This window comes from Micromonospora krabiensis, from assembly GCF_900091425.1.
GTDB lineage: Bacteria > Actinomycetota > Actinomycetes > Mycobacteriales > Micromonosporaceae > Micromonospora > Micromonospora krabiensis.
This window is the reverse complement of record NZ_LT598496.1, coordinates 4,705,414-4,726,985: the sequence shown is the minus strand read 5'-3', so window position 1 is coordinate 4,726,985 and position 21,572 is coordinate 4,705,414. Positions and strand designations below refer to the sequence as shown.

Genomic DNA, 21,572 nt, shown 5'->3' with positions numbered 1-21,572 from the left:
ATGTTCCAAGGTCAAGGTCATGCGGCGTGCCACTGGCGTGCCATTGAGTGAGGCCATCCACAGCATCGTTCTGATCCTTGATCTTCGACCTTCCAAACTGTCGGTGGACCATGAAAGTCGGTGGCCGGGAGGCCATGGGCGACGACAGGATGCGGCGATGGACTCGACAATCCCAGCGGAGAGCTTCCAAGTCGGCGACGTTGTCCAGCTGGACAGGCCGCACGGGACGCTGCGAGCCCGGCTGACCGTTGTGCAACACCGGGTACACGGCATCAAGTTCGTCGGTGTCGACGAACAAGGCCAGCAGTGCTCGTTCGGGATGAAGTACGGAGAGTTGGCGACGAGGCTCGACCGCTGATCGCGGTCCGGCTTGAGCTCCGCGGACGTCATCGCCGGGTACTGGAGCCCGTACGACCATCGGTCAAGTTCTCCGACGGCAACCCGTACGGCACCTCGCACCACGCCGTGTTCGGCCCCGACCTCGGCTCGATCGACGACGACACCCGCAACGCCGCCCGCCACCAGGCCGAGCGCGTCGTATGGATCGCACGGGCCCTCAAGCAGGGCAGCGCCGTCTGACGCCCGAGTCGCCCACGGTGCCTGGCGGTCGTCGTATGTCCCACCGCTCCGGCGGAGACGCGATGAGTTCCGGCCGGTGGCCTGGTCTACCGAGGGACGGATCAGAGTGAAGGGAAACGTCCTATGGGCAAGCTGATCGTGACGGAGTTCGTGACGCTGGACGGGGTGGCGCAGGCGCCGGGAGGGCCCGACGAGGACCGCGACGGCGGCTTCCCGCACGGCGGGTGGCAGCTGGCACTGCCGGACGAGGGGTCCGGCTCGGCGGTGTTCGAGCAGGCCGCGGGGATGGACGCGCTGCTGCTGGGCCGGAAGACCTACGACATATTCGCCGCCTACTGGCCGAAGGCGTCGGCGGAGATGCCCTTCACCGGCCTGCTGAACGGGGTGCCCAAGTACGTCGCCAGCCGCACCCTGACCGAGCCCCTCGCCTGGGAGGGCTCGACGGTGATCGCCGGGGACCTGGCCGAGGGGGTGGCCGAGGTGAAGGACCGCCACGACAGGGTTCACGTGATCGGCAGCCTGGACCTGCTGCAGTCGCTGCTGCGCCTCGGCCTCGTCGACCAGCTGAACCTGTGGCTCTACCCGGTGGTGCTCGGCACCGGAAAGCGGGTGTTCGCCGCGGGCGCGGTGCCCGCGGCCCTCCGGCTCACCGAGTCGGTCACCCACCCCAACGGCGCGCTGCAACTGACGTACGAGCCGGCGGGCACCCCGACCTACGCCAACGCCGCCGGATAGGGCTGCGCGCTCGGCGACGAGGGCCCTGGGCGGGACCACGGTCCCGTTCAGGGCCCTCGATGCGCTGCCGTCGACGGGTAGGGTCAGCGCGTGGATGAGGGCGTCGATCTCAGCTCGTCGTTCGGTGCGGCGGCTGCCGCGTACGCCGAGCACCGTCCGGACTACGCGCAGGCCGCGGTGCGCTGGGTGCTCGACGCCGCGCCCGGCCCACGGGTGCTCGACCTCGGCGCCGGAACGGGCAAGCTGACCGCCACGCTGGTCGCGCTGGGGGTCGACGTCGTCGCGGTCGAACCCGACCCGGCGATGTTGAGCGAACTGCGTCGTACGCTGCCGGCCGTGCGGGCCGTTCCGGGCAGTGCCGAGGCCATCCCACTGCCGGACGCGTCCGTCGACGCCGTGCTCGCGGGCAACGCCCTGCACTGGTTCGACATGCCCGTCGCGGGACCGGAGATCGCCCGGGTTCTCGCGCCCGGGGGCATCCTGGCCGGGCTGTGGAACGTCCTGGACGACCGGGTCGACTGGATCGCCGGGCTCGAACGGGTCAGCGGGAGCGCCGCCATCGGCCCCCGTGACACTCGTGGCAGGTGGCGCGCCGCGACCGCGGACCTGCACCTCCCACGGACCGGTACGGCCCGGTTCGGCTCGCCGGAGCAGGCCGAGTTCCCGCACGGGCAGCGCCGCACCGCCGACTCCCTCGCCGCGACACTCGCGACGCGCGCGGGGATGCTGGTCATGCCGGCGCCGGACCGGGAGGCCGCGCTCGACCGGATCCGCGCCTTCCTCGCGACGAGGTCGGAGACCGCCGACGGGGAGTTCACCCTTCCGATGCTGACCGGGGTGCTGCGCGTACGACGGCGCTGACGCCGGGCACCGGCGGGTGACAGCACGCGCTACATACACTGCCGTCCATGAATCAGGGTGGCGAGGTGGTGGTCCGGCTCACGCACGACGAGGCGCTCGTGCTGTTCGAGTGGTTGCACCGGACCGACGAGCGGACCAACGGCTTCACCGGCCTGGTCGAGGACCAGGCCGAACAGCGGGCACTGTGGAATCTCACCTGCCTCTTCGAACCGCTGCTCGCCGAGCTGTTCCGCCCGGATTACCAGGAGCTGGTCGAGCAGGCGCGCTCCCGGCTCCGGGACGCGGAGTGACCGGGCCAGCCGACAGGCGGTCGAAGTCACCGAGCGATCAGGTCAGGGTCAACGCCTCAGTCCGCGCGCACGTCTGATGCGCCGGTTGTCGCGCCACAGCGCCAAGGCCTCCCGACCGCGCCAGGCCACGAGGCCCGTCACCACGACGGCGGCCAGGAACGCCCAGTACCAGAAGCGGGCGCCCACACCACCGGGTGGACGGGCGTCGCGGGTCCGACCGGAGTGGATCACCTCGTCGGCCACGTCGACGGCGAGAACCTGATCGGGTGCGGTCATCACGACCCGTGGTGCGGGCGCGCCCGGCGTGAGCGCGAGCACGGTGACCGTCCGGACGTCGGGGTGGACGGTACGTTGGTTCATCGGCAGTGGCTGGGCGAACCGGTCGAGCATGACCGGATCCGGCTGATAGGCCACCACCAGCGCCGAGTCGCCCGTGTTCCAGCCGAGCAACCGAATCGCGGCCACGCCCCCGACGTCCGGCAGGCGCAGTGCGCCGGCGTCCCGGCCCTGCGGGTCGACGCGGCGCAGGTTCCAGTCCGTGGTGCCCGCCTCCCGGCTGACCAGCGTCAGGGTGCCGTCCGGCGCCCACGCACCCTTGCCTGCCAGCCACGTCTCGCCGGCCAACGGGAACGAGGACAACTCCCGCCCGTCGACGTCGGCGACCCCGACGGTGGCGCCGTACTGGTAGGCGAGGCGCGTGCCGTCCTGCGCGAAGGCGACCGCCGAGCCGAAGTGGGCCTCCTCGGCGCCCTCGGCCAGCCGCGTCCACCGCTCGCCGTCGAGGGTGACGATGCTCAGCACGGAGGTGTAGGTCGCGCCGTCGGAGGCCACCGGCTTCTTGTCGCGAACGACGAGCCGTCCCCCGTCCGGTGACCAGGCCAGCGGATCACTTTCGACGCTGTCGGCTACGGCGCTGCGGAGCTGCCGAGTGCGCCCGGTGACCAGGTCGACGACGTCGATCCCGGGCTGGTCGCGGGAGTTGGACGGTGTGGCCACGTACCGGCCCTCGGCGGACAGCACCACCTGCTCGCCGGCCGGCGACTCGTTCTCCGTGGAGAGGACCCGGTAGCGGTCGGAGTCAGCGCCCACCACACCGACCACGGCGCTCCGGAACCAGCCCCGCAGACGCGGCGACGAGCCGCTGAAGATGACCGAGGCGGGACCGGGGCGGGGTCGGTCGGTGGCGTGCAGCGTGCCGAGCGGCGGCAGCGCGATCCGGTCGGGAAGCCGGGCGTCCGCATCGGCCGCAGGATCGACAGCGGGCGTACGCGCCAACGGCAGCACTGCCCCGGCCAGCGCGACCAGCACCAAGGCGGCAATCGCCGCGAGGACGGCGCGGCGGCGGGAGCGGCGGGCGGTGGCTAGCGCCCGATCGTGGACCGGATACGTGGGCACGTCCGCCGCGGCGGCCCGGAGCGCCTCCCGAAGTTGCGCGGTCATCGAGGGCTCCTCTCGACCGTCCGGTCCAGCAGTTCAGGGGCGATGTCGCGCAGCCGGCGGATCGCGTCGTGGCCGTGCCGCTTCACCGTGCCGACCGAGCAGCCGAGCGCCTCGGCGACCTGTGCTTCGGTCAGGTCCTCGTAGAACCGCAGCACGACGACGGCCCGCTGGCGGGGCGTGAGCTGGCGCAGCGCGGCCGCCACGCTCAACCGCAGCGCGCTCGCGTCCGAGTGGTCATCGGCGGTCCGATCGGTCGGTCGCGGCTCCAACCGTTCGACCGGCCGTCGGCGCCGCCACCAGGAGACCTGTTGGTGGTACATCGTCCGCCGCACGTACGCCTCGGGGTCGCCGTCTCGGATCCGCGACCAGTGCCGGTAGGTTCGGGCCAGGGCGGACTGGAGCAGGTCCTCGGCGAGCTGGTGGTCGCCGGTGAGCAGGTAGGCCGTGCGGGACAGCGCGGGCGAACGATGCACCACGAACTCGTGGAACGTCTCGGTCATGCCCACCCCCTCACCTAGTAAGACGCCTCCCGCGCCCGGATGGTTGGGGTCGGTCGCGGTGACCGTAGCGGACCGCGGGCTCGGTGGACCGGCGTCGCTACGGTCGAGGGCTATGAAGAAGGCTCTCTATGTCCTGGGGATGGTCCTGGGTGCCTACCTCGTGGTTCGCGCGATCGTCGAACCGTTCGTGATCGACCTGAGTGACCCGGCGACGTACCGCGACGACTGGGGTGGCCCGAGCCTGGCCGGTGTGCTCGCCGTCCACTCCGGACCGGGCGTCGTCGCCGCAGTGCTCATGGGCTGGGCGCTGGTCCGCCGTCGGCAGCAGAGGATGGCCGACTAGCGGATCACCTCCGACTCGGCGGTCAACGTGAGCACGTGGCGCAGCCCGGGGCGGCCGGCGAGCGTCACGTCGCCGACCGGCGTGAACCCGGTACGCCGGAGGACCGCGAGGGACCCGGCGTTGTCCAGCGCGGCCGACGCGACGAGGTGGCGCAGGCCGTACTCGTCGCGGGCGAGCGTGCACACCCGGCGTACGCCGTCGGTCGCCACCCCTCGCCCGCTCGCCGCCTCGGCCACCCGGAAACCCAGCTCGGCGCCGCCGTCGGCGACGTCGACGAGGTTGAAGCGGCCCAGCACCTCACCGTCGTCGTCGAGCAGGACGTGGAGGTGGAGCAGGCCGGCGGCCTGCTCCGCGAGCAGCTCCGCGAGCCGAGCGGCGAAGCCGGTGAAGTAGTCGTCGCCCCGGTCGGGCACGGACCGGGCGAAGTAGACCCGGTTCGCCCGCTCGAAACGGAGCAGCGCCGGGGCGTGGTGGGCGTCGAGCCGCTGGAGGTCGGGCATCGCGCCACGCTAATCGCCACGGCGGCCGGGCTCACCCGAATAACCGGGCTCGCTGCCGGCGCGCGGCCCGAGTACGGCCGTCTACGCTGCGATCATGCGGATTGGCATCGTGATCCTTCCCGACCAGCGCTGGGCCGACTCGCAGCGGCGCTGGCGTCAGGCGGACGAGTGGGGCTTCGACCACGCGTGGACGTACGACCACCTGGGTTGGCGTGACCTGGTTGACGGCCCCTGGTTCGACTCGATGACCACGCTGAGCGCGGCGGCGACGGTCACCTCGCGGATCCGCCTCGGCACCCTGGTCGCGTCGCCCAACTTCCGGCACCCGGCCGCGTACGCCCGGCAGGTCACCGCCCTCGACGACGTCTCCGGCGGTCGGCTGCTGCTGGGCGTCGGCGCCGGCGGCATCGGGTTCGACGCGACGGTGCTCGGCGGCGAGACCCTGCCCCCGCGTCAGCGGGTCGACCGGTTCGCCGAGTTCGTCGAGCTGCTCGACCTGGTGCTGCGGGAGGACGGCACCACCTGGCGGGGGGAGTGGTTCGCCGCGGTGGACGCGCGGAACAACCCGGGCTGCGTACAGACCCCGCGGGTGCCGTTCGTGGTGGCCGCGAACGGGCCGCGCTCGATGCGGCTCGTGGCCCGCTTCGGCCAGGGCTGGGTCACCACCGGCAACGCCGACGACGACCTGGAGAGCTGGTGGGAGGGGGTCGCGCAGCTGTCGAGGCGGCTCGACCGGACCCTCGACGAGACGGGTCGCGACCCGGCGACCCTGGACCGCTACCTCTCGCTGGACTCGGCCCCGGCGTTCTCGCTGAGTAGCGCCGAGTTCTTCGCCGACCAGGTCGAGCGGGCCGCCGGTCTGGGCTTCACCGACGTGGTGACGCACTGGCCGAGAGCCAGCAGTTGGTACGCGGGCGACGAGGAGACGCTGGTCGACGTGGCCACCCGGCTGCTGCCCGAGCTGCGCGGCTGAGCGGCACCCGCCCGGTTCAGGTGCCGAGGACTGTGCCGGCTGAGCGATCCCGGTTCAGGTGCCGAGGACGCCGTCGTCGGTCGGGAGCAGCCGGAACCGCAGGCAGACGATCTCCGTGTCGTCGGTGACCGGCGTGCCGAGGCGGGCCCAGTAGGCGGCGTGGCCGTCGCGCCAGTCCTCGACGGAGCGGTCCCCCTCGCCCTCCGACCGGGCGAAGTCCCAGTCGACGTCGGCGAGGGGGACCACGTCGACGGCGGTGACCTGCACGAGCCCGACGAGCTGGTCGTCGTCGTCGACCAGGGCCAGCCGTTCGCCGATCCGCTCCAGCTCCTCGCCCTCCTCGGCGTACTCGCTCAGGAGCCCCGCCGTCGCCGTCTTCACCCCGGCGAGCACCAGCCTGTTGAGGTCCGCACGCAGCTCACCCGGCGTGCCGAGGGCGAGGGTGCGCAGTCCGCCGATCCGTGGCCACATCCTGCCGAGGCTAGGCGAGACGCGGACGCCCCGCCGGGGGTTTTCGTCCGCCCCCGCGGCGCGCTCCGCCGGCGCTACGGTGGCCGCAGCGGCAGTCGACGCACCAGGAGGGCAGCATGGCGGACCGGCGAGCGGTGCTCATCCCCGGCATCGGTTACGACACCCGGGGGCCGCTGTTCGCGTACACCGGGGAGTCGTTGCGGCGCAGCGGCTTCGACGTCCACGAGATCACCTGGCAGGTGCCGGCCGAGCTGACGGCGGAGCAGCGCGGCGCCTGGGTGGTGGAGCAGGTCGCGCCCACCCTGGACGAGCGCACCGACCTGCTGGTCGGCAAGTCGCTCGGCAGCTTCGCCGCGTCGCTCGCCGCCGACCGGGAGCTGCCGGCGATCTGGCTGACGCCGTTGCTGCACCTCCCGGAGGTGGTGGCGGCGCTGGAGCGGGCCACGGCGCCGTTCCTGCTGGTGGGTGGCACGGCCGACCGGTCCTGGGACGCCGCGGCGGCCCGTCGGCTCACCCCGCACCTCCTGGAGATCCCCGACGCCGACCACTCCCTGCTGGTGCCGGGGCCGCTGGTGGCCTCGGCGGAGGCGCTGGGCCGGGTCTGCATGGCGGTCGACGCGTTCGTGCACATCAACTGGACGGTGTGACCGGGGCCGCGCCGAGGTCGCGACCCGCCACCAGGCCGCGTACGCGTAGCTCGGCGGCGACCTCGGGCGGGCAGTCGACGGCGACGGCGGCGGTGCCGACGGCCTCGGCCCCTCGCGCCGCGCAGATCTCGTAGAGGGCGCGCACCTGGGCGCCGGTGGCCACCCAGTCGTCGACGACCAGCACCCGGTCACCCGGGCCGAGGTGGCGTTCCCGGACGGCCAGGTCGACGCGGCGGCCCCGGAAGTCCGGCGGGGTCTGCGCCCAGGTCAGTGGCCCGGCCGGCAGCCGCCCGTCGCCCGGCTTGTGCGCGGGCACGAAGCCCACGCCGAGCGCGGTCGCGGCCAGCGGGCCCACCAGCAGCCCGGTGACCGCCGGGGCGAGCACCACCGTCGGTCGTGCGGCCCGGAACGGCTCCACCAGCGCCGGCCCCAGCTCGGCCAGCACGGCGGGGTCCCGCCACCATCCGGAGACGTCGCTGACCAGGTGGGTCGAGCCGGGTCCGGGATCGATCCAGCGGGCCAGCCGGATCAGGCGTTCGCTCAGCTCAGCGGGCATCTGCCCATCCTCCGGCACGACGCCCGGGACACCGCTCCAGGGGCCCGGTGTTGAGGGGGCCACCCGGCTGAGCACGGCTCGGATGATCGGCTACACGTATCGCGCCAAATGCGGGCATACCACAATGATCACGTTGACTTCGGAAGTGCATCTCTCGTTACGGTCCGACCCGGTTTGTTGGCAAGACGAAAGGACCGGGCCGGTGACTGGCAAGCACTCCCGTACCCGCAGGATCTCGTCGCCGGCCGGAATCGCGGCCACCGCGGCGATCGGCGTCGCGCTCGCCGTGGGTGGCACCGTCGGCACGGTCCACCTGACCTCGGGCACGCCGGCCCGCCCGGTCGCGGTCGACCTCACGCCCACCACCGCGATGAGCACGGCGGCCCCCACCTCGCCGGCCGCGTCGCCGAGCGCGAGCGCCAGCGCCACGCCGAGTGCGTCGGCCAGCCCGACGAACAGCCGCTCCCCGCAGGTCGCCTCCCGGGGCAAGACACGTACGGCCGCCCCGAAGCCCTCGGCCACCACCAAGCGGTCCACCCCGGCCGCCACCGTCGTGGACAGCGGCAGCTGCGGCGCCTCCTTCTACTCCGACGGCCAGCTGACCGCCAACGGCGAGAACTTCAACCCGGACGCGCTGACCGCCGCGCACAAGACCCTGCCGTTCAACACCAAAGTCCGGGTGACGAACCCGGCCAACGGCAAGTCGGTCACCGTACGCATCAACGACCGCGGCCCGTTCATCGACGGCCGCTGCCTCGACCTGTCCCGGGCGGCCTTCGCCACCATCGCGTCGCTCGACGTCGGCGCGACGACCGTGCGGTACGAGGTGCTCGGCTGAGCGGATGACGGACGGCGATCGGGTCGGTGACGGAATCCGGCCGGGCAGAACCTCATCGGACGACGGGCCAGGTTCATTCACCCACTCACGTCGATCAGGCATGCTGTCCCTCGTACGTACGCATCCCTTCCAGTCGGGCCGTCGCCCGCTGAGCCCCGGATCCCGCGCCGGTCTCGGCGCGGCCGTCGGCCTGCTCGCGATCGTCTCACTGGTGGAGTTGGCCGACGGCCGTCCGGCGCACTACATCGCGCTGATGATGGGCGCGCCCGTCCTCGCGGCCGCGCTGGCGTCCTGGCGGGTGGTGCTCGGCGTCGGTGTCGCGGCCACCCTGATCGGGACGTCCTTCGCCCTCTGCGCGCGGTCCGTCCCGCCGGTCAACGGTGTGGACGTGTCCCATTCCCTGGTGAACGGCGTGAACGTGGTCGCCATCGCGCTGGCCACCGCCATCGCGGTCGTGGTGGCGCTGGTGCGGCAGCGGCAGGCCGAACGGATCGCCGAGCTGTCCAGGCTCGCGGCGGTGGCCCAGCAGGCGGTGCTGCGCCCGCTCGGCCCGCAGGTGGGCACGCTCTCGGTCGCCGGTCGGTACATCTCCTCCACGGCGACGGCGGAGATCGGCGGGGACCTGTACGAGGCGATCGACACCCCGTACGGCGTACGCATGATCATCGGGGACGTCCGGGGCAAGGGTCTGGACGCGGTCCGGCTGGCCAGCATCGTGCTCGGCTCCTACCGGCACGTGGCGTACGAGCGGGCCGACCTGCGCGCGGTCGTCGCCGACCTGGACCGCGCGGTGGCCCGGAGCGTGGGCGACGAGGACTTCGTCACCGCCGCGCTGGTCGAGGAGCGGGGTGGGACGCTCACCATCGTCAACTGTGGACATCCACCGCCGCTGCTGCTGCGACACGGTGCGGTGATCCCGCTGGAACCGCCCGCGCCGGCGCCGCCGCTCGGCTTCATGCCGGTGGTGCGGCCCCGGGTCGAGCGCCTGGAACCCGGCGACCGGCTGCTGCTCTTCACCGACGGGCTCGGTGAGGCCCGCCGGGACGGGGAGTTCTTCCCGACCGCCGACCGGGCGTGGCGACTGCTGGGCCACGGCACCGTCGCCGACGGGTTGGCGTCGCTGGAGACCGCCCTGGTGGAGTGGGTGCACGGCCGGCTGGACGACGACATCGCGCTGGTCCTGATGGAGTACGCCGGGCCGGGCGCTGGCGCGGCGGCCGCCGTGCCGAGCTGGGAGGTCGGCGCGGCGGAGGCGTGAGGGCGTACGTCCCGAGGTGTTTCCCCTGGTGGTGGTGCTGGCGGGCGACCGGGGGCGGCGGGTGGCCGGAGCCTGAACCGCAGGTGTGTAATCGCCGTCACTTCGGCGATCGTCTTGTCGGTTCCTACCGGCCGGTAATAGAGTCTGGGGTTACTGATCGGTAACCTGTCCGGAAGCGGGGCCAGTGAGCATGACCCACTACAGAAGCAACCTTCGGGACCTCGAGTTCAACCTCTTCGAGGTCTTCGGGGCCGACCGGGCGTTCGGCCAGGAGCCATACTCCGAGCTCGACATCGACACCGCCCGGAGCATCCTCGCCGAGGTCGACCGCCTCGCCCGCGAGGACCTGGCCGCCAGCTACACGGACAGCGACCGCAACCCGCCGGTCTTCGACCCGGCCACGCACACCGCGCCGCTGCCGGAGTCGTTCAAGAAGTCCTACCGGGCGTTCATGGAGTCCGAGTTCTGGCGGCTCGACCTGCCGTCGGAGCTGGACGGCACCAACGCGCCCCGCGCCCTCTGGTGGGCGCTCGCGGAGCTGGTGCTCGGCGCGAACGCGCCGGTCTGGATGTACGCCTCCGGCCCGTCCTTCGCCCACGTGCTGCACGTCGAGGGCACCGAGCGGCAGAAGAAGTGGGCGAAGCTCTTCATCGACAAGCAGTGGGGCTCCACGATGGTGCTCACCGAGCCGGACGCCGGCTCGGACGTCGGCGCCGGCCGCGCCCGCGCCATCCCGCAGCCGGACGGCTCCTGGCACATCGAGGGCGTCAAGCGCTTCATCACCTCGGGTGAGCACGACCTGACCGACAACATCGTCCACTACGTGCTGGCCCGCCCGGTCGGCGTCGAGGGCGTCGGCGGCCCGGGCACCAAGGGCCTCTCGCTCTTCGTCGTGCCGAAGTACCACTTCGACGAGGAGACCGGCGAGCTGGGCGACCGCAACGGCGTCTACGCCACCAACGTCGAGCACAAGATGGGCATCAAGGTCTCGAACACCTGCGAGATGACCTTCGGCGAGCACGGCGTCCCCGCCAAGGGCTGGCTGCTCGGCGACAAGCACGACGGCATCCGGCAGATGTTCATGATCATCGAGTACGCCCGGATGATGGTCGGCACCAAGGCGATCGCCACCCTCTCCACCGGCTACCTGAACGCGCTGGAGTACGCGAAGAACCGCGTCCAGGGCGCCGACCTGATCCAGCAGGCCGACAAGACCGCGCCGCGGGTGACCATCACCCACCACCCGGACGTGCGACGTTCGCTGCTGCTCCAGAAGTCGTACGCCGAGGGCCTGCGCGCCCTGGTCCTCTACACCGCCTCCTGGCAGGACAAGGTGGCCATGGCCGAGGCCGCCGGCGACGAGAAGGCGACGAAGCTCGCCAAGCGGGTCAACGACCTGCTCCTGCCGCTGGTCAAGGGCGTCGGTTCGGAGCGCGCGTACGAACTGCTGGGTCACGAGGCGCTGCAGACCTTCGGCGGGTCGGGCTTCCTCCAGGACTACCCGCTGGAGCAGTACGTCCGGGACGCCAAGATCGACACCCTGTACGAGGGCACCACCGCCATCCAGAGCCTCGACCTGGTCTTCCGGAAGATCGTCCGGGACAACGGCAGGGCGCTCATGGCGGTCGCCGGCGAGATTCAGGAGTTCATCACCACCGAGGGCGGCAACGGCCAGCTCAAGGAGGAGCGGCAGGCGCTCGGCAAGGCGCTCGCCGAGGTGCAGAACATCCTCGGTGTGCTGACCGGCTGGCTGGGCGAGGCCCAGGGCGGCGACGCCCGCGCCCTCTACAAGGTCGGCCTGAGCAGCCGCCGGTTCCTGCTGGCGATCGGTGACCTGGTGGTCGGTTGGCTGCTCCAGAAGCAGGCCGAGGTGGCCCTCCGCGCGCTGGCCGGCGACGTCTCCGCCGCGGACAAGGCGTTCTACACCGGCAAGGTAGCCGCTGCCCGGTTCTTCGCCCGCGAGGTGCTGCCGCGCATCGGCGCCGACCGCCGGATCATCGAAGGCACCGACCTGGAGATCATGGACCTCCCGGAAGAGGCCTTCTGACGCGGTAACCCGGGAAAGGGGGCGACTGACCCGCCCGTCCCCTTTCCCGTCCCCTCCCCACCGTCGATCTTGCGGTTTGTGCCCGGTCATCTCGGCATCAAACGGTCGGCAGGAGGGCCGTAACTGCAAGATCGCGCAGGTGGGAGCGCCGCATTCGGTTCGGTGGTCCGGGTAGCTCGTCGTCGTGGTGGGTAACCCCTGCGGGATCGACGAGAGACGCCGGAACTACGCCCGGAGCCACCGCACGGGGGAGTGCAGCGCACATGGGCATTGGTAGCGGGATCTTCCTGATCGCGATCGGCGCGATCCTGACCTTCGCCATCAGAGCCAACGTCTGGTGGGTGGACCTTCGCGCGGTCGGCTGGGTGTTCATCCTGGCCGGACTGGCCGTCCTGCTCACCACGCTGTGGTTCTGGCAGGACCGGCGCAAGCGCGCCCGGACTCTGATCGTCGAGGAGAACCGGCTGTCGCATCCCACCGCGATGATGCCGCCACCCCCCGATCCACCGCCGCCGACGGCGCCGCCCTCCTGAGCCGTGCCCGCTGAGCCACCCACCGACCGGTGGGTGGCTCAGTGTCGTGCGGTGTGCCGGTGGATCAGCTCCGTGTCGCCCCGGGCGAGGTCGGCCCACGGGACCGAGGCGCGGTGGACCGCCAGCTCGCTCGTCCGCAGCCCCTCCGGGTCGGTGGCGCGGGCCGGGTCGAGCAGGGCGGAGAGCAGCGAGATCCCCGGGTTGTGGGCGATCAGCAGCACCGTGCGGGCCGCCGGGTCGACCCGGTGGACCAGCGCCAACAGGTCCTCCGGGTGCGCCTCGTACGCGTCGGCCTCGTACCGGACCTCCGGGCGGGGACCGGCCGAACCGCCCTCCGGGGGCGAACCGGTCATCCCCATCGCCACCTGGTGCCAGGTCTGGCGGGTGCGCCGGGCCGTCGAGCAGAGCACCACGTCGGGCAGCAGGTTGTGCTTGGCCAGCCACGCGCCGGCCGCCGCCGCGTCGGCCTCACCCCGACTGGTCAGGGACCGGTCCGCGTCCGGGAGCTCCTCGTTCTGCTCGGCCTTCCCGTGCCGCAGCAGCACCAGTGTCCGTCCGTCGGCGTACGCGTCCGTCATGACCCCAGCTTGCCCGATTGGCGATCACGGTGCCGGGGTAAGTCGATGGGTGCCGCAACCTCACCGATGGCCGCGGCGGGACGTTACGCGAGCTGACAGCCGAGGAGGCGACCATGGGCATTGGTGGCAGCATTTTCCTGATCGCGCTGGGTGCGATCTTCGCGTTCGCCGTGGAGGCCGACCTGGGCTGGCTCAACCTGGCCGTCGTCGGCTGGGTGCTGATGCTCGCCGGCGTCGCCGGTCTGCTCGTCACCCTCTACTTCTGGAACAACCGCCGACGGACGGTGGTCACCACCGCCCCGGTCCGCGAGGAACGCGTGGTGGCCGACCGGGTGGTGCCGGTGCAGGACGACCGGGTGGTGCAGGAGTACCGCGAGGTGCGCCGGCCGGGTCGTACCGTCTGATCCCTCACCGCTGACGAGGGCCCCGCACCGCGCGGGGCCCTCGGTGCGTCTCCGGGGGCGCGCCGGCCGCCCACGACGCCCGACCGCGCCGGGCGCGCTCAGGCGAACAGCGCGAAGTAGATCGCGATGTGGTGGCAGATCGCGGCGACCAGCGTGCAGGCGTGGAAGAACTCGTGGTGGCCGAAGACGGTGGGCCACGGGTTGGGGCGGCGCAGCGCGTAGAAGACCGCGCCGACGCTGTAGATCGCGCCACCGACCAGCAGCAGCACCAGCGCCGCCACGCCGCCCTCGTGCAGGATCTGCGGCAGCATCGCCACCGCCACCCAGCCCAACGCCAGGTAGAGCGGGGCCGAGACCCAGCGCGGGGCGTGCGGCCAGACGACCTTGAGCGCCACGCCGGCCAGCGCTCCGCCCCACACCGTCGCGAGCATGATCGTCGCCAGGTGTCGGTCCAGCAGCAGGACGCAGAACGGCGTGTACGTGCCGGCGATGAACACGAAGATCATCGAATGGTCCAGGCGGCGCATGAGCTGGTAGCCGCGCTCCGACCACACGCGACGGTGGTAGAGCGCGCTGGTGCCGAAGAGCCCGCAGACGGTCAGGCTGTAGACGACGCAACTCACGAGCGGTGCCCAGCCCGGCCGGCTACCGGCGATCGCGCAGAGCACGATCCCGCAGACCAGGGCGACGAAGAACGCGTACGTGTGCAGCCAGCCGCGCATCCGGGGCTTGCCGATGTCGACCGGCTTGAGTCGGGGTGCTGCGGAGGTGGTCACGCCAATAGGTTACGGCACCGTAGGTTACTTGAAAGTAGTGCTACTCGTCACTCCGCTCCACGGCGGACGGAGGACGCCGTGCCGGCGCCGGGTCGGTGAGGATGGCGGGTATGCGGATCCGACCCGTCGGGGCGCACGCCCTGCTGCTCGACGTCGCCGCCGACGGCGACGTCGCCGCCCGGGTGGAGGCGTGGCGGGCTGAGCTGTCCCGGCGCCGCGACCTCGGCGAGCTGACCGCCGTCGAGATCGTCCCGGCGGCCGCCACGGTCCTGCTCGACGGCGTACCGGACCCGGAGACGACCGCCCGACGGATCGCCGGGTGGCGCCCGCGACCGGTCACCGCCGACACCGCCGCCGCCCGGGTGGAGGTGGCCGTGACGTACGACGGCCCCGACCTGCCGCTCGTCGCCGAGCACTGGGCGACCACCGTGCCCGCCGTCGTCGAACGGCTGACCGGCACCGAGTTCCGGGTGGCCTTCTGCGGCTTCGCCCCCGGCTTCGCGTACCTGACCGGGCTGCCGGCCGACCTGGCGCTGCCCCGGCTGCCCAGTCCCCGCCCCCGGGTGCCGGCCGGGTCGGTCGCGCTCGCCGGCCCGTACGCGGGGATATACCCGAGCGCGTCACCCGGCGGCTGGCTGCTGGTCGGCCGGACCGCGATGACGCTGTTCGACGTGGCCGCCCACCCGCCCGCCCGACTGACCCCCGGCACCCACGTCCGGCTGGTGTCGGCGTGAGCCCGGCGGTCGGGGAGCTCCAGGTGCTCCGGGCCGGGGCGCTGACCACCGTGCAGGACCTGGGCCGTCCCGGCCTGGCCCACCTCGGGGTGCCCCGTTCCGGGTCGCTCGACCCGGCCGCGCTGCGCCTGGCCAACCGCCTGGTCGGCAACCCCGAGGACGCCGCCGGCCTGGAGATCACGCTGACCGGCTGCACGCTCCGGCTGACCCGGGCGGCCGCCGTCGCGGTGACCGGCGCCGAGGTGGACGTACGCGTGGACCAGCGGCCCGGCGACACCGGACGACCCCTCGCCGTGCCCGCCGGCGGAGTGCTGCGACTCGGGCCCGCCCGCAACGGCGTCCGCAGTTGGCTGGCGGTCTCCGGTGGCCTCGACGTGCCGCCCGTCCTGGGCAGCCGCGCCACCGACACCCTCTCCGGGCTCGGCCCGCCACCACTGCGCGACGGCGACCGGTTGCCGCTCGGCACCCCGACCGGCCCACCCGCGCCGGTCGACCTGACCGTCGCCCCACCGCACACCGACGAGGTGCGACTCACCGTGCGGCTCGGCCCGCGCGACGACTGGTTCACCCCCGCCGCGTTGGAGCGGCTCCTCGGCACGCCGTACGCGGTGAGCCCGCTGAGCAACCGGGTCGGCGCGCGACTGACCGGCGCGCCGCTGCCCCGGGCGGTGGCCGGCGAACTCCCCAGCGAGGGTGTCGTGCTCGGCGCGGTGCAGGTGCCGGCCGACGGCCAGCCGCTGGTGTTCCTCGCCGACCACCCGACCACCGGCGGCTACCCGGTCATCGGGGTGGTGGCCGACGTGACCCCGCTCGCGCAGGCCCGTCCAGGCACTACCGTCAGGTTCCATGGACCTCAACGCTGACCTGGGCGAGGGATTCGGCATCTGGCGGCTCGGCGACGACGACGCGCTGCTGGGTCTCGTCACCTCCGCGAACGTCGCCTGCGGATTCCACGGCGGCGACGCGTCCACCATGCGGCGGGTCTGCGAGGAGGCGGCGCGCCGGGGCGTCGCGGTGGGCGCGCAGGTCGGCTACCGCGACCTGGCCGGCTTCGGCCGCCGCCACATCGCGTACGACTTCGCGGAGCTTCGCGACGAGGTCCTCTACCAGTTGGGCGCCCTCGACGCGTTCTGCCGGCTGTTCCGCACCCGGGTCCGCTACCTGAAGCCGCACGGCGCGCTCTACCACGCGGCGGCGCACGACGAGTCGCAGGCGGCGGCGCTGGTCGCGGCCGTCGGCGAGTACGACGACCAGCTACCCGTCCTCTGCTCACCGGGGTCGACGCTCGCCCAGTTGGCGGTGGGCGCCGGGCTGCGGGTCGTCGCCGAGGGCTTCGCCGACCGCGGCTACCTGCCCAACGGCATGCTGGTGCCGCGCAACGCCGCGGGCGCGCTCGTCACCGACCCGGAGCAGGTCGCCGAGCGGGCGGTCCGGATGGCCACCGACCGCACCGTGGTGGCGGTCGACGGGCGCGTGATCCCCTGCCCGGTCGAGTCGATCTGCCTGCACGGGGACACTCCGGGCGCGGTCGCCTCGGCCGAGATGGTGCGGGCGGCGCTGATCGACGCGGGCGTGGCGCTGAGTCCGTTCACGGCCTGAGCCGCCACGAACCCGCACCGCGCCCGTTCACGCGGTAGCCGCGTGTGTCCGTACGCGTCCCGGCCGGCGGGCTCCGGGCACCCGGAGCCCGCGCCGGGCGTCAGGCGTCCAGGCCGCGCAGCACCAGCGGCAGACGGTCGGCGCCGCCGTCGACCACCCGGACCGGCACACCCCAGTCCTGGCGGGTCAGGTGGCAGGCCGCGTGCTCGACGTCCGCGTCACACGTCGCCGCCTGCGCGGTCACCTGGAGCACCCCGTCGGACACCTCCGGGTTCACCACCAGCCGCCGGGTCAGTTCGGTGCCCGTGCCAGCCCCCTCGACGAGCAGCTCCGGCGGCGAGGCGGACACCACGAGGCGGGTCGACGGCCCGTACGTCTCGTCCAGCTTCTGCCCCGGGGCCGGGGTGAAGATGATGTCCAGGGACAGCTCGCCGGACCCCACGTCGGTCGGCTTCCGCTCGGCGCGGTGCCGCGGGCCGTCGACGGTGTTCGCGCCGGCCGCCGTCAACGCGCCCGGTGCCAGCCGGGTCAGCCGGTGCGCCGCCGACTCCACGACCAGCACCTCGCCCGTCGGCGTGAGCACCAGGTCGCTCGGCTCGGCCAGGCCGTCGGCGACGGTGGAGACCTGGTCGGTCGCCGGGTCGAAGCGCCGGACCGCCCCGTTGTACGTGTCGGCGACCAGCACCGAGCCGTCGGGCAGCGCGCACACGCCCAGCGGGTGCTGGAGCAGCGCCGTCGCGGCCGGCCCGTCGACGTGGCCGAAGTCGAAGAGCCCCTGCCCGACGGCGGTGCCCATCACCCCGTTCTCGACGTACCGGACCGCGCTGGTCTCGCTGTCGGCGATCCAGAGCCGGACGCCGTCGGCGGAGACGGACAGGCCGGACGGCTGGGCCATCCACGCCTCGGCCAGCGGGCCGTCGCGCAGCGCCTCCACCGTGGTGCCGGCGTACATGCCGGCGGTCCGCTTGATCGGGTCGAACCACCAGAGCTGGTGGATGCCGGCCATGGCGATGACGACCTTGTCGTCGTACCAGGCCAGGTCCCAGGGCGACGACAGGTCGACGGCGAGGGCGTCGTGGGAGTGGTCGTCGACCGTCGAGCGCCACTGCCGCCCGGTGCCCGCCACGGTGACCACCTCGCCGGTGGCGATCCTCACCCCGCGCAGCAGGTGGTTGACCGTGTCCGCCACGACCAGGTCGTAGCCGGCCACCTCGGCTACGTGCGTCGGCAGCACGCAGAGGCCCTGCGGCTCGGAGAAGGTCGCCGCCTCGGCCGGGCCGTCGGCCCGCCCCCGGCTGCCCGAGCCGATCCGGCGGACCAGCCGCTCGCCGTCCGGCGCCAGCTCCGCGAGGGAGTGCCGGGCCGAGTCGGACACCAGCAGGTTGCCCGAGTCCAGCACGACGGCCTTGCCGGGGAAGCGCAGCGTGGTCTCCGGCTCGGCGGGCGGGACGTACGGGCCGTCACCCCGGTGCAGCGTGCCCTTGGCCTCGTGGGTGGCGATCAGTTCGTCGATCAGCCGGGCCAGGCCCTCGGCGTGCCCCTCGCCGGCCATGGTGGCGACGACGTAGCCCTCGGGGTCGATGACCGACAGGGTGGGCCAGGCGCGGGCCGCGTACTGCTGCCACATGCCCAGCTCGGGGTCGTCCAGCACCGGGTGGTGCACCCCGTAGCGCTCCACCGCCGCGGCCAGCGCGTCCGCGTCCTTCTCGTGCTCGAACTTCGGCGAGTGGACACCGATGACGACGAGCACGTCGCCGTACTTCTCCTCCAACGGGCGGAGTTCGTCGAGCACGTGCAGGCAGTTGATGCAGCAGAAGGTCCAGAAGTCGGCGATGACGATCTTGCCGCGGAGGTCGGCGAGCTTCAGGTCCCGCCCACCCGTGTTCAACCAGCCCCGGCCGCGCAGCTCGGGTGCCCGTACTCGTGCGCTCATGGCGTCCAGTCTGCCGGACCACGCGGGCCGTTCCGGCCGGTACCCCGAGCGCGCTCGATCACACCCGGGTACGACGACGGCGAGGTCCCGGACGTCCGGGACCCCGCCGTCGTGCGGTGTTCGCTACTGGCTCCCGGCCGGCTTCAGGCAGAGCACCCGGTTGGCGCCGTCGCCCGGCAGCACCACGTGCGGCTGGGCCGGATCGGCACACTTGTCCTTGTTGTCGACCTTGGAGACCACGGTGAACGCTTCGGCCTCCGCGCAGTCGGCCGGTGCGGCACCGTTGCCGGACTGCTTCACGCAGGTGCCCACCGCCGGGTCGAACGACGCCTCCTGGCCTCCGCCACCGACCTTGCCCAGCAGCAGGAGCAGGCCGAGCGGGACGGCCAGGATCAGCACCGCGGCGACCAGCACGGCCGCCAGGACCCGACCGTTGCGGACCTTCGGCGTCGGCGCCTCGGTCTTCGGCTCCGTGTCCGGCTTGAACGAGTCGAACCGGCTCTGGTCGGCCTCCTGTTCGACGGGAGCGCCCCAGGGAGACGGGCCGGGCTGCTGCTGCGGGGGCGGCGGGAAGGCCGGCGGGAAGCCGCCGACCGGGCCCTGCTCGACGGGCGGGGACGACGGAGGCCCGTAGCCGGGCACGCCGGCCATACCCGTCTCGGCGCCGGGGTGCGCGCCGTACGGGTCACCCGGCCGCTCCGCACCGGGGTGCGGGCGTACGCCGTTCATCGGTCGGGTGTGGCTGGGCGCGTCCGCGAACGACGGCAGACCCGGCGGGAAGGCCGGCGGCGCCGACGGCCCGGCGTTGCCCGGCCCAGCCTCGGCGAAGCCGTTCTGCGGCGGGACCCGGTCGAAGTCGTCGAACCGCGGCTCCGGCCCGGGCTCGTCCCGACGGTCGGGGCTGCCGTACGTCTCCTGCTCGGCGGGCTCGTCCACCGGCTCGGGCCTGGCCGGCCGGCCGTAGACCCGGGGCTGCGGGACGGCCGATCCGCTCGGCACCGCCGACTGGTCGGCCGGCGGCATCACGCGGCTGGCCAGCGGCACGGAGGCGCTGGCGGACGCCCGGCCGGCGGCACCCTGCTCGGGCAGGGAGACGGCCGCGCGGGCCGCCCCCGACTCCGGCGAGGTGCGCGGTGCGGGCACCACCGGGGCGGCCGGCGAGGACGGGGCCTCGGCCTGCCCCCAACCCGCCTGCTCGGCCTCGTACGACTGCGCGCCCGCGTCGCCGCTCGGCCAGTCGGGGCGCTCGCCGCTCGCCGGCTGCCCGCTGTAGGACGTGGCCGGGGCGAACTCGCCGTGCGGCGCGTAGTCGGCCGGCGGGGCGGCGGCCAGGCTGGCGCCGGGCACGCGCTGCTCCTGCGGCGGCAGCGGCACCGCGTTGGCCGCCGAGATGCCCGGCGCCGGGCCGGGCTGGTAGACCGGGGGCTCCGCGTCCCGCTCCGCCTGCCACGCGGCCGGCGCGGCGGGGGCGGGCTCGTTGTTGGTGGTGCCCCACGCTTCGCTGGCCGCCCACGGCTCGACGTCGGACGCGGGCGCCCGCTCGGCGCCGGCCCACTGGGCCGGGCTGTCGTTACCGGTCGCCCAGGCGGGCGTGCCCTCGCCGCCGGGCACGGCGGCGCTGGCGCGTGCCGGCGCGGCGTTCGGCTCGGCGGTCGCCCAGCCGTTCGACCGGGACGCGTCGTCCTGCGTCGGGGCGGGGGCGGCGTCGCCCCAGGCGGCCGGCGGGTTGTGCGCACGAGCGTCGTCCTGCGCGATCACCCAGTCGGGCTGCCGCTGCCGGTCCTCGGGCGTGCCGGCGGCACCCCAGCCGGTGGCGGCGGGGGCCTCGTCGGGCTGCCCGGCGGCACCCGTCTGCCAACCGCCGGAGCCGGTCGGGTCCTGCGCGGCCCAGCTCGCGGAGCGCGCCGGGTCCTCCGACGCGGGCACCTGGGCGGCGCCCCGCGCCGGCTGCTCGGCCTGCGGCCAGGCGGGCGCGGCCTGCTCGGCCGGCCCCCACCCCGGCTGGGCGTTCTGCTGCTGTCCGGCGGTGCCCCAACCGCTCTGGGCCGGGTCGTCCTGGCCGGCGGCCCAACCGCCCGCCTGCGCCTGCTCGGACTGCTGCGGGCCGGCCTCGGCCCACGCGCCGCCCGGCTGTGCCGTGCCGCCCCAACCGGCTGCCTGACCGGCCTCCTGCTGCGGGCTTCCGCCGCTCTCCCGCTGCGCCCAACCGCCCGACTGGGCGGGGTCGTCCTGGGACCACGCCGGCGCGGGCACCTGGGCCGCGCCGCGGACGCCGGGCTGCGGCTGCGCCTGCGCCCAGGCGGGCTGCTCGGCAGCGCCGGCCCAGGCCTGGCCGGACTGCTCGGGCTGGCCGGTCCAGCCGGGCTGGGGACCGCCGGTGGCGGCCCAGGCCGGGCCGGGCTGCTCCGGCTGTGCCGCGCCCCAGGCGGGCTGCGCGCCGCCGGGCTGCCCGGTCTCGCCGGACTGCGGCACCTGCGCGCTGCCCCACTGCGGGGCCGGGTTCTGGTCCTGGGGTGTCGCCCAGGCGGGGGCGGGTGCGCTGGATCCCGCCGGTGGCGGGGGCGCCCAGCCCAGGTCCGGGCCGGCAGCGCCGTAGCCGTTCCCGGGGTGCGCCGGTCGGTCGCCGTACGGCGCCGGTCCGCCGGCGCCCGGCGACACCTCGTCCGGCTCCTGGCCGGGGTGGTGCGGGCCCTCGGACGTCATCGGTGCGCCTCCTCCATCACAATCGGCCGCCCGTGCCGATCGGTCTCCTCGGCATGGCTGCCGGCCGTCGCCGGCGTACCGGCCGTGCCGCGCTCCCCGCACCGTATCCGGTGGCCGTCGGGGGCCTCCGGGGAGCATCGGCCGTCACTCCGCGTGGCTGGACGCTGTCGAACCGCTTCTATGGGTTGAGCTGTCTGTCCGGGCCGGTGGGCGACGACCGAAGCCCACCGTACCGGGCGGTGCGGCTAGGTGGAATCCCGGTGCCAACCGGTGT

At 73.7% G+C, this 21,572-nt stretch carries 24 protein-coding genes; 15 read left to right on the top strand and 9 right to left on the bottom strand.

Going from position 1 to position 21,572, the window contains the following annotated elements; translation table 11 throughout:
- Positions 1–19: 19 nt before the first annotated feature.
- The 4 genes from GA0070620_RS32780 to GA0070620_RS21620 all read left to right on the top strand — a co-directional run bounded on the left by GA0070620_RS32780 (position 20) and on the right by GA0070620_RS21620 (position 2,465).
- Positions 20–358, top strand: coding sequence for a hypothetical protein (locus GA0070620_RS32780; RefSeq protein ID WP_157741688.1), 339 nt, complete (start codon positions 20–22; stop codon positions 356–358).
- Between the two features lie 344 nt (positions 359–702).
- Positions 703–1,314, top strand: coding sequence for a dihydrofolate reductase family protein (locus GA0070620_RS21630; RefSeq protein WP_091593666.1), 612 nt, complete (start codon positions 703–705; stop codon positions 1,312–1,314).
- A gap of 90 nt (positions 1,315–1,404) precedes the next feature.
- Positions 1,405–2,175: a class I SAM-dependent methyltransferase gene (locus tag GA0070620_RS21625; protein ID WP_091593664.1), complete on the top strand. Its 771-nt coding sequence runs from the start codon at positions 1,405–1,407 to the stop codon at positions 2,173–2,175.
- Between the two features lie 47 nt (positions 2,176–2,222).
- A complete protein-coding gene (locus tag GA0070620_RS21620; RefSeq protein WP_091593662.1) occupies positions 2,223–2,465 on the top strand; it encodes a hypothetical protein in 243 nt (80 codons plus the stop codon).
- A 48-nt stretch (positions 2,466–2,513) separates the two neighbouring features.
- On the opposite strand, the gene GA0070620_RS21615 is transcribed toward GA0070620_RS21620, so the two are convergent.
- Positions 2,514–3,905 carry a TolB-like translocation protein gene (locus tag GA0070620_RS21615; RefSeq protein ID WP_091593661.1) on the bottom strand — a complete coding sequence of 464 codons (1,392 nt, stop codon included), beginning with the start codon at positions 3,903–3,905 and terminating at the stop codon, positions 2,514–2,516.
- Positions 3,902–4,405 (bottom strand): SigE family RNA polymerase sigma factor, encoded by a 504-nt coding sequence (locus GA0070620_RS21610; protein WP_091593659.1) that lies wholly within the window; start codon positions 4,403–4,405, stop codon positions 3,902–3,904. The genes GA0070620_RS21615 and GA0070620_RS21610 overlap by 4 nt, the downstream gene beginning before the upstream one ends.
- A 112-nt stretch (positions 4,406–4,517) precedes the next feature.
- Between GA0070620_RS21610 and GA0070620_RS21605 the strand changes: the two genes are divergently transcribed.
- Complete coding sequence (locus GA0070620_RS21605; protein WP_197677476.1) at positions 4,518–4,748, top strand: hypothetical protein; 231 nt, start codon at positions 4,518–4,520, stop codon at positions 4,746–4,748.
- On the opposite strand, the gene GA0070620_RS21600 is transcribed toward GA0070620_RS21605, so the two are convergent.
- Positions 4,745–5,248 carry a GNAT family N-acetyltransferase gene (locus GA0070620_RS21600; RefSeq protein ID WP_091593655.1) on the bottom strand — a complete coding sequence of 168 codons (504 nt, stop codon included), beginning with the start codon at positions 5,246–5,248 and terminating at the stop codon, positions 4,745–4,747. The two genes, GA0070620_RS21605 and GA0070620_RS21600, sit on opposite strands and share 4 nt — an antisense overlap.
- Before the next feature lie 94 nt (positions 5,249–5,342).
- Here GA0070620_RS21600 and GA0070620_RS21595 point away from each other — a divergent pair, with 94 nt between their 5' ends.
- Positions 5,343–6,221: an LLM class flavin-dependent oxidoreductase gene (locus GA0070620_RS21595; RefSeq protein ID WP_091593653.1), complete on the top strand. Its 879-nt coding sequence runs from the start codon at positions 5,343–5,345 to the stop codon at positions 6,219–6,221.
- Positions 6,222–6,275: 54 nt separating this feature from the next.
- Here GA0070620_RS21595 and GA0070620_RS21590 read toward each other — a convergent pair whose 3' ends face one another.
- Entirely contained in the window at positions 6,276–6,692 is a 417-nt protein-coding gene (locus tag GA0070620_RS21590) for an ASCH domain-containing protein (protein ID WP_091593651.1), read from the bottom strand.
- Between the two features lie 116 nt (positions 6,693–6,808).
- Here GA0070620_RS21590 and GA0070620_RS21585 point away from each other — a divergent pair, with 116 nt between their 5' ends.
- Positions 6,809–7,339, top strand: a complete 531-nt coding sequence (locus GA0070620_RS21585) for an alpha/beta hydrolase (protein ID WP_091593648.1) — start codon at positions 6,809–6,811, stop codon at positions 7,337–7,339.
- On the opposite strand, the gene GA0070620_RS21580 is transcribed toward GA0070620_RS21585, so the two are convergent.
- Positions 7,323–7,895: a phosphoribosyltransferase family protein gene (locus GA0070620_RS21580; RefSeq protein ID WP_091593647.1), complete on the bottom strand. Its 573-nt coding sequence runs from the start codon at positions 7,893–7,895 to the stop codon at positions 7,323–7,325. The two genes, GA0070620_RS21585 and GA0070620_RS21580, sit on opposite strands and share 17 nt — an antisense overlap.
- Positions 7,896–8,097: 202 nt before the next feature.
- Between GA0070620_RS21580 and GA0070620_RS21575 the strand changes: the two genes are divergently transcribed.
- From GA0070620_RS21575 to GA0070620_RS21560, 4 genes are all read left to right on the top strand, one after another.
- Positions 8,098–8,733, top strand: a complete 636-nt coding sequence (locus GA0070620_RS21575; RefSeq protein ID WP_172836473.1) for a septal ring lytic transglycosylase RlpA family protein — start codon at positions 8,098–8,100, stop codon at positions 8,731–8,733.
- A gap of 100 nt (positions 8,734–8,833) precedes the next feature.
- Positions 8,834–9,991, top strand: a complete 1,158-nt coding sequence (locus tag GA0070620_RS21570) for a PP2C family protein-serine/threonine phosphatase (RefSeq protein ID WP_091593643.1) — start codon at positions 8,834–8,836, stop codon at positions 9,989–9,991.
- 190 nt (positions 9,992–10,181) lie between these two features.
- Entirely contained in the window at positions 10,182–12,038 is a 1,857-nt protein-coding gene (locus tag GA0070620_RS21565; protein ID WP_091593641.1) for an acyl-CoA dehydrogenase, read from the top strand.
- Positions 12,039–12,301: 263 nt separating this feature from the next.
- Entirely contained in the window at positions 12,302–12,571 is a 270-nt protein-coding gene (locus GA0070620_RS21560; protein ID WP_043961115.1) for a DUF6458 family protein, read from the top strand.
- A gap of 38 nt (positions 12,572–12,609) precedes the next feature.
- Here GA0070620_RS21560 and GA0070620_RS21555 read toward each other — a convergent pair whose 3' ends face one another.
- Positions 12,610–13,149: a SixA phosphatase family protein gene (locus GA0070620_RS21555; RefSeq protein WP_091593639.1), complete on the bottom strand. Its 540-nt coding sequence runs from the start codon at positions 13,147–13,149 to the stop codon at positions 12,610–12,612.
- Between the two features lie 113 nt (positions 13,150–13,262).
- Between GA0070620_RS21555 and GA0070620_RS21550 the strand changes: the two genes are divergently transcribed.
- A complete protein-coding gene (locus tag GA0070620_RS21550) occupies positions 13,263–13,553 on the top strand; it encodes a DUF6458 family protein (protein WP_091593637.1) in 291 nt (96 codons plus the stop codon).
- Positions 13,554–13,651: 98 nt separating this feature from the next.
- On the opposite strand, the gene trhA is transcribed toward GA0070620_RS21550, so the two are convergent.
- The gene (gene trhA / locus GA0070620_RS21545; RefSeq protein WP_091593635.1) at positions 13,652–14,329 is read right to left on the bottom strand and encodes a PAQR family membrane homeostasis protein TrhA; all 678 of its coding nucleotides are present in this window, start codon (positions 14,327–14,329) and stop codon (positions 13,652–13,654) included.
- Between the two features lie 110 nt (positions 14,330–14,439).
- Between trhA and GA0070620_RS21540 the strand changes: the two genes are divergently transcribed.
- Genes GA0070620_RS21540 through GA0070620_RS21530 form a run of 3 tightly spaced genes read left to right on the top strand, consistent with a single transcriptional unit; the run spans position 14,440 to position 16,662 of the window.
- Complete coding sequence (locus tag GA0070620_RS21540) at positions 14,440–15,063, top strand: 5-oxoprolinase subunit B family protein (protein WP_091593633.1); 624 nt, start codon at positions 14,440–14,442, stop codon at positions 15,061–15,063.
- Positions 15,060–15,926 (top strand): 5-oxoprolinase subunit C family protein, encoded by an 867-nt coding sequence (locus GA0070620_RS21535; protein WP_091593631.1) that lies wholly within the window; start codon positions 15,060–15,062, stop codon positions 15,924–15,926. The genes GA0070620_RS21540 and GA0070620_RS21535 overlap by 4 nt, the downstream gene beginning before the upstream one ends.
- The gene (locus tag GA0070620_RS21530) at positions 15,910–16,662 is read left to right on the top strand and encodes a LamB/YcsF family protein (RefSeq protein ID WP_091593628.1); all 753 of its coding nucleotides are present in this window, start codon (positions 15,910–15,912) and stop codon (positions 16,660–16,662) included. Before GA0070620_RS21535 ends, GA0070620_RS21530 begins: the two co-directional genes overlap by 17 nt.
- A 100-nt stretch (positions 16,663–16,762) precedes the next feature.
- Here the strand turns inward: GA0070620_RS21530 and GA0070620_RS21525 are convergent, their stop codons facing one another.
- Positions 16,763–18,595 (bottom strand): NHL domain-containing thioredoxin family protein, encoded by a 1,833-nt coding sequence (locus GA0070620_RS21525; RefSeq protein ID WP_091593626.1) that lies wholly within the window; start codon positions 18,593–18,595, stop codon positions 16,763–16,765.
- A 123-nt stretch (positions 18,596–18,718) separates the two neighbouring features.
- Positions 18,719–21,298 carry an LppU/SCO3897 family protein gene (locus tag GA0070620_RS21520; RefSeq protein WP_091593625.1) on the bottom strand — a complete coding sequence of 860 codons (2,580 nt, stop codon included), beginning with the start codon at positions 21,296–21,298 and terminating at the stop codon, positions 18,719–18,721.
- Positions 21,299–21,572: the final 274 nt, after the last annotated feature.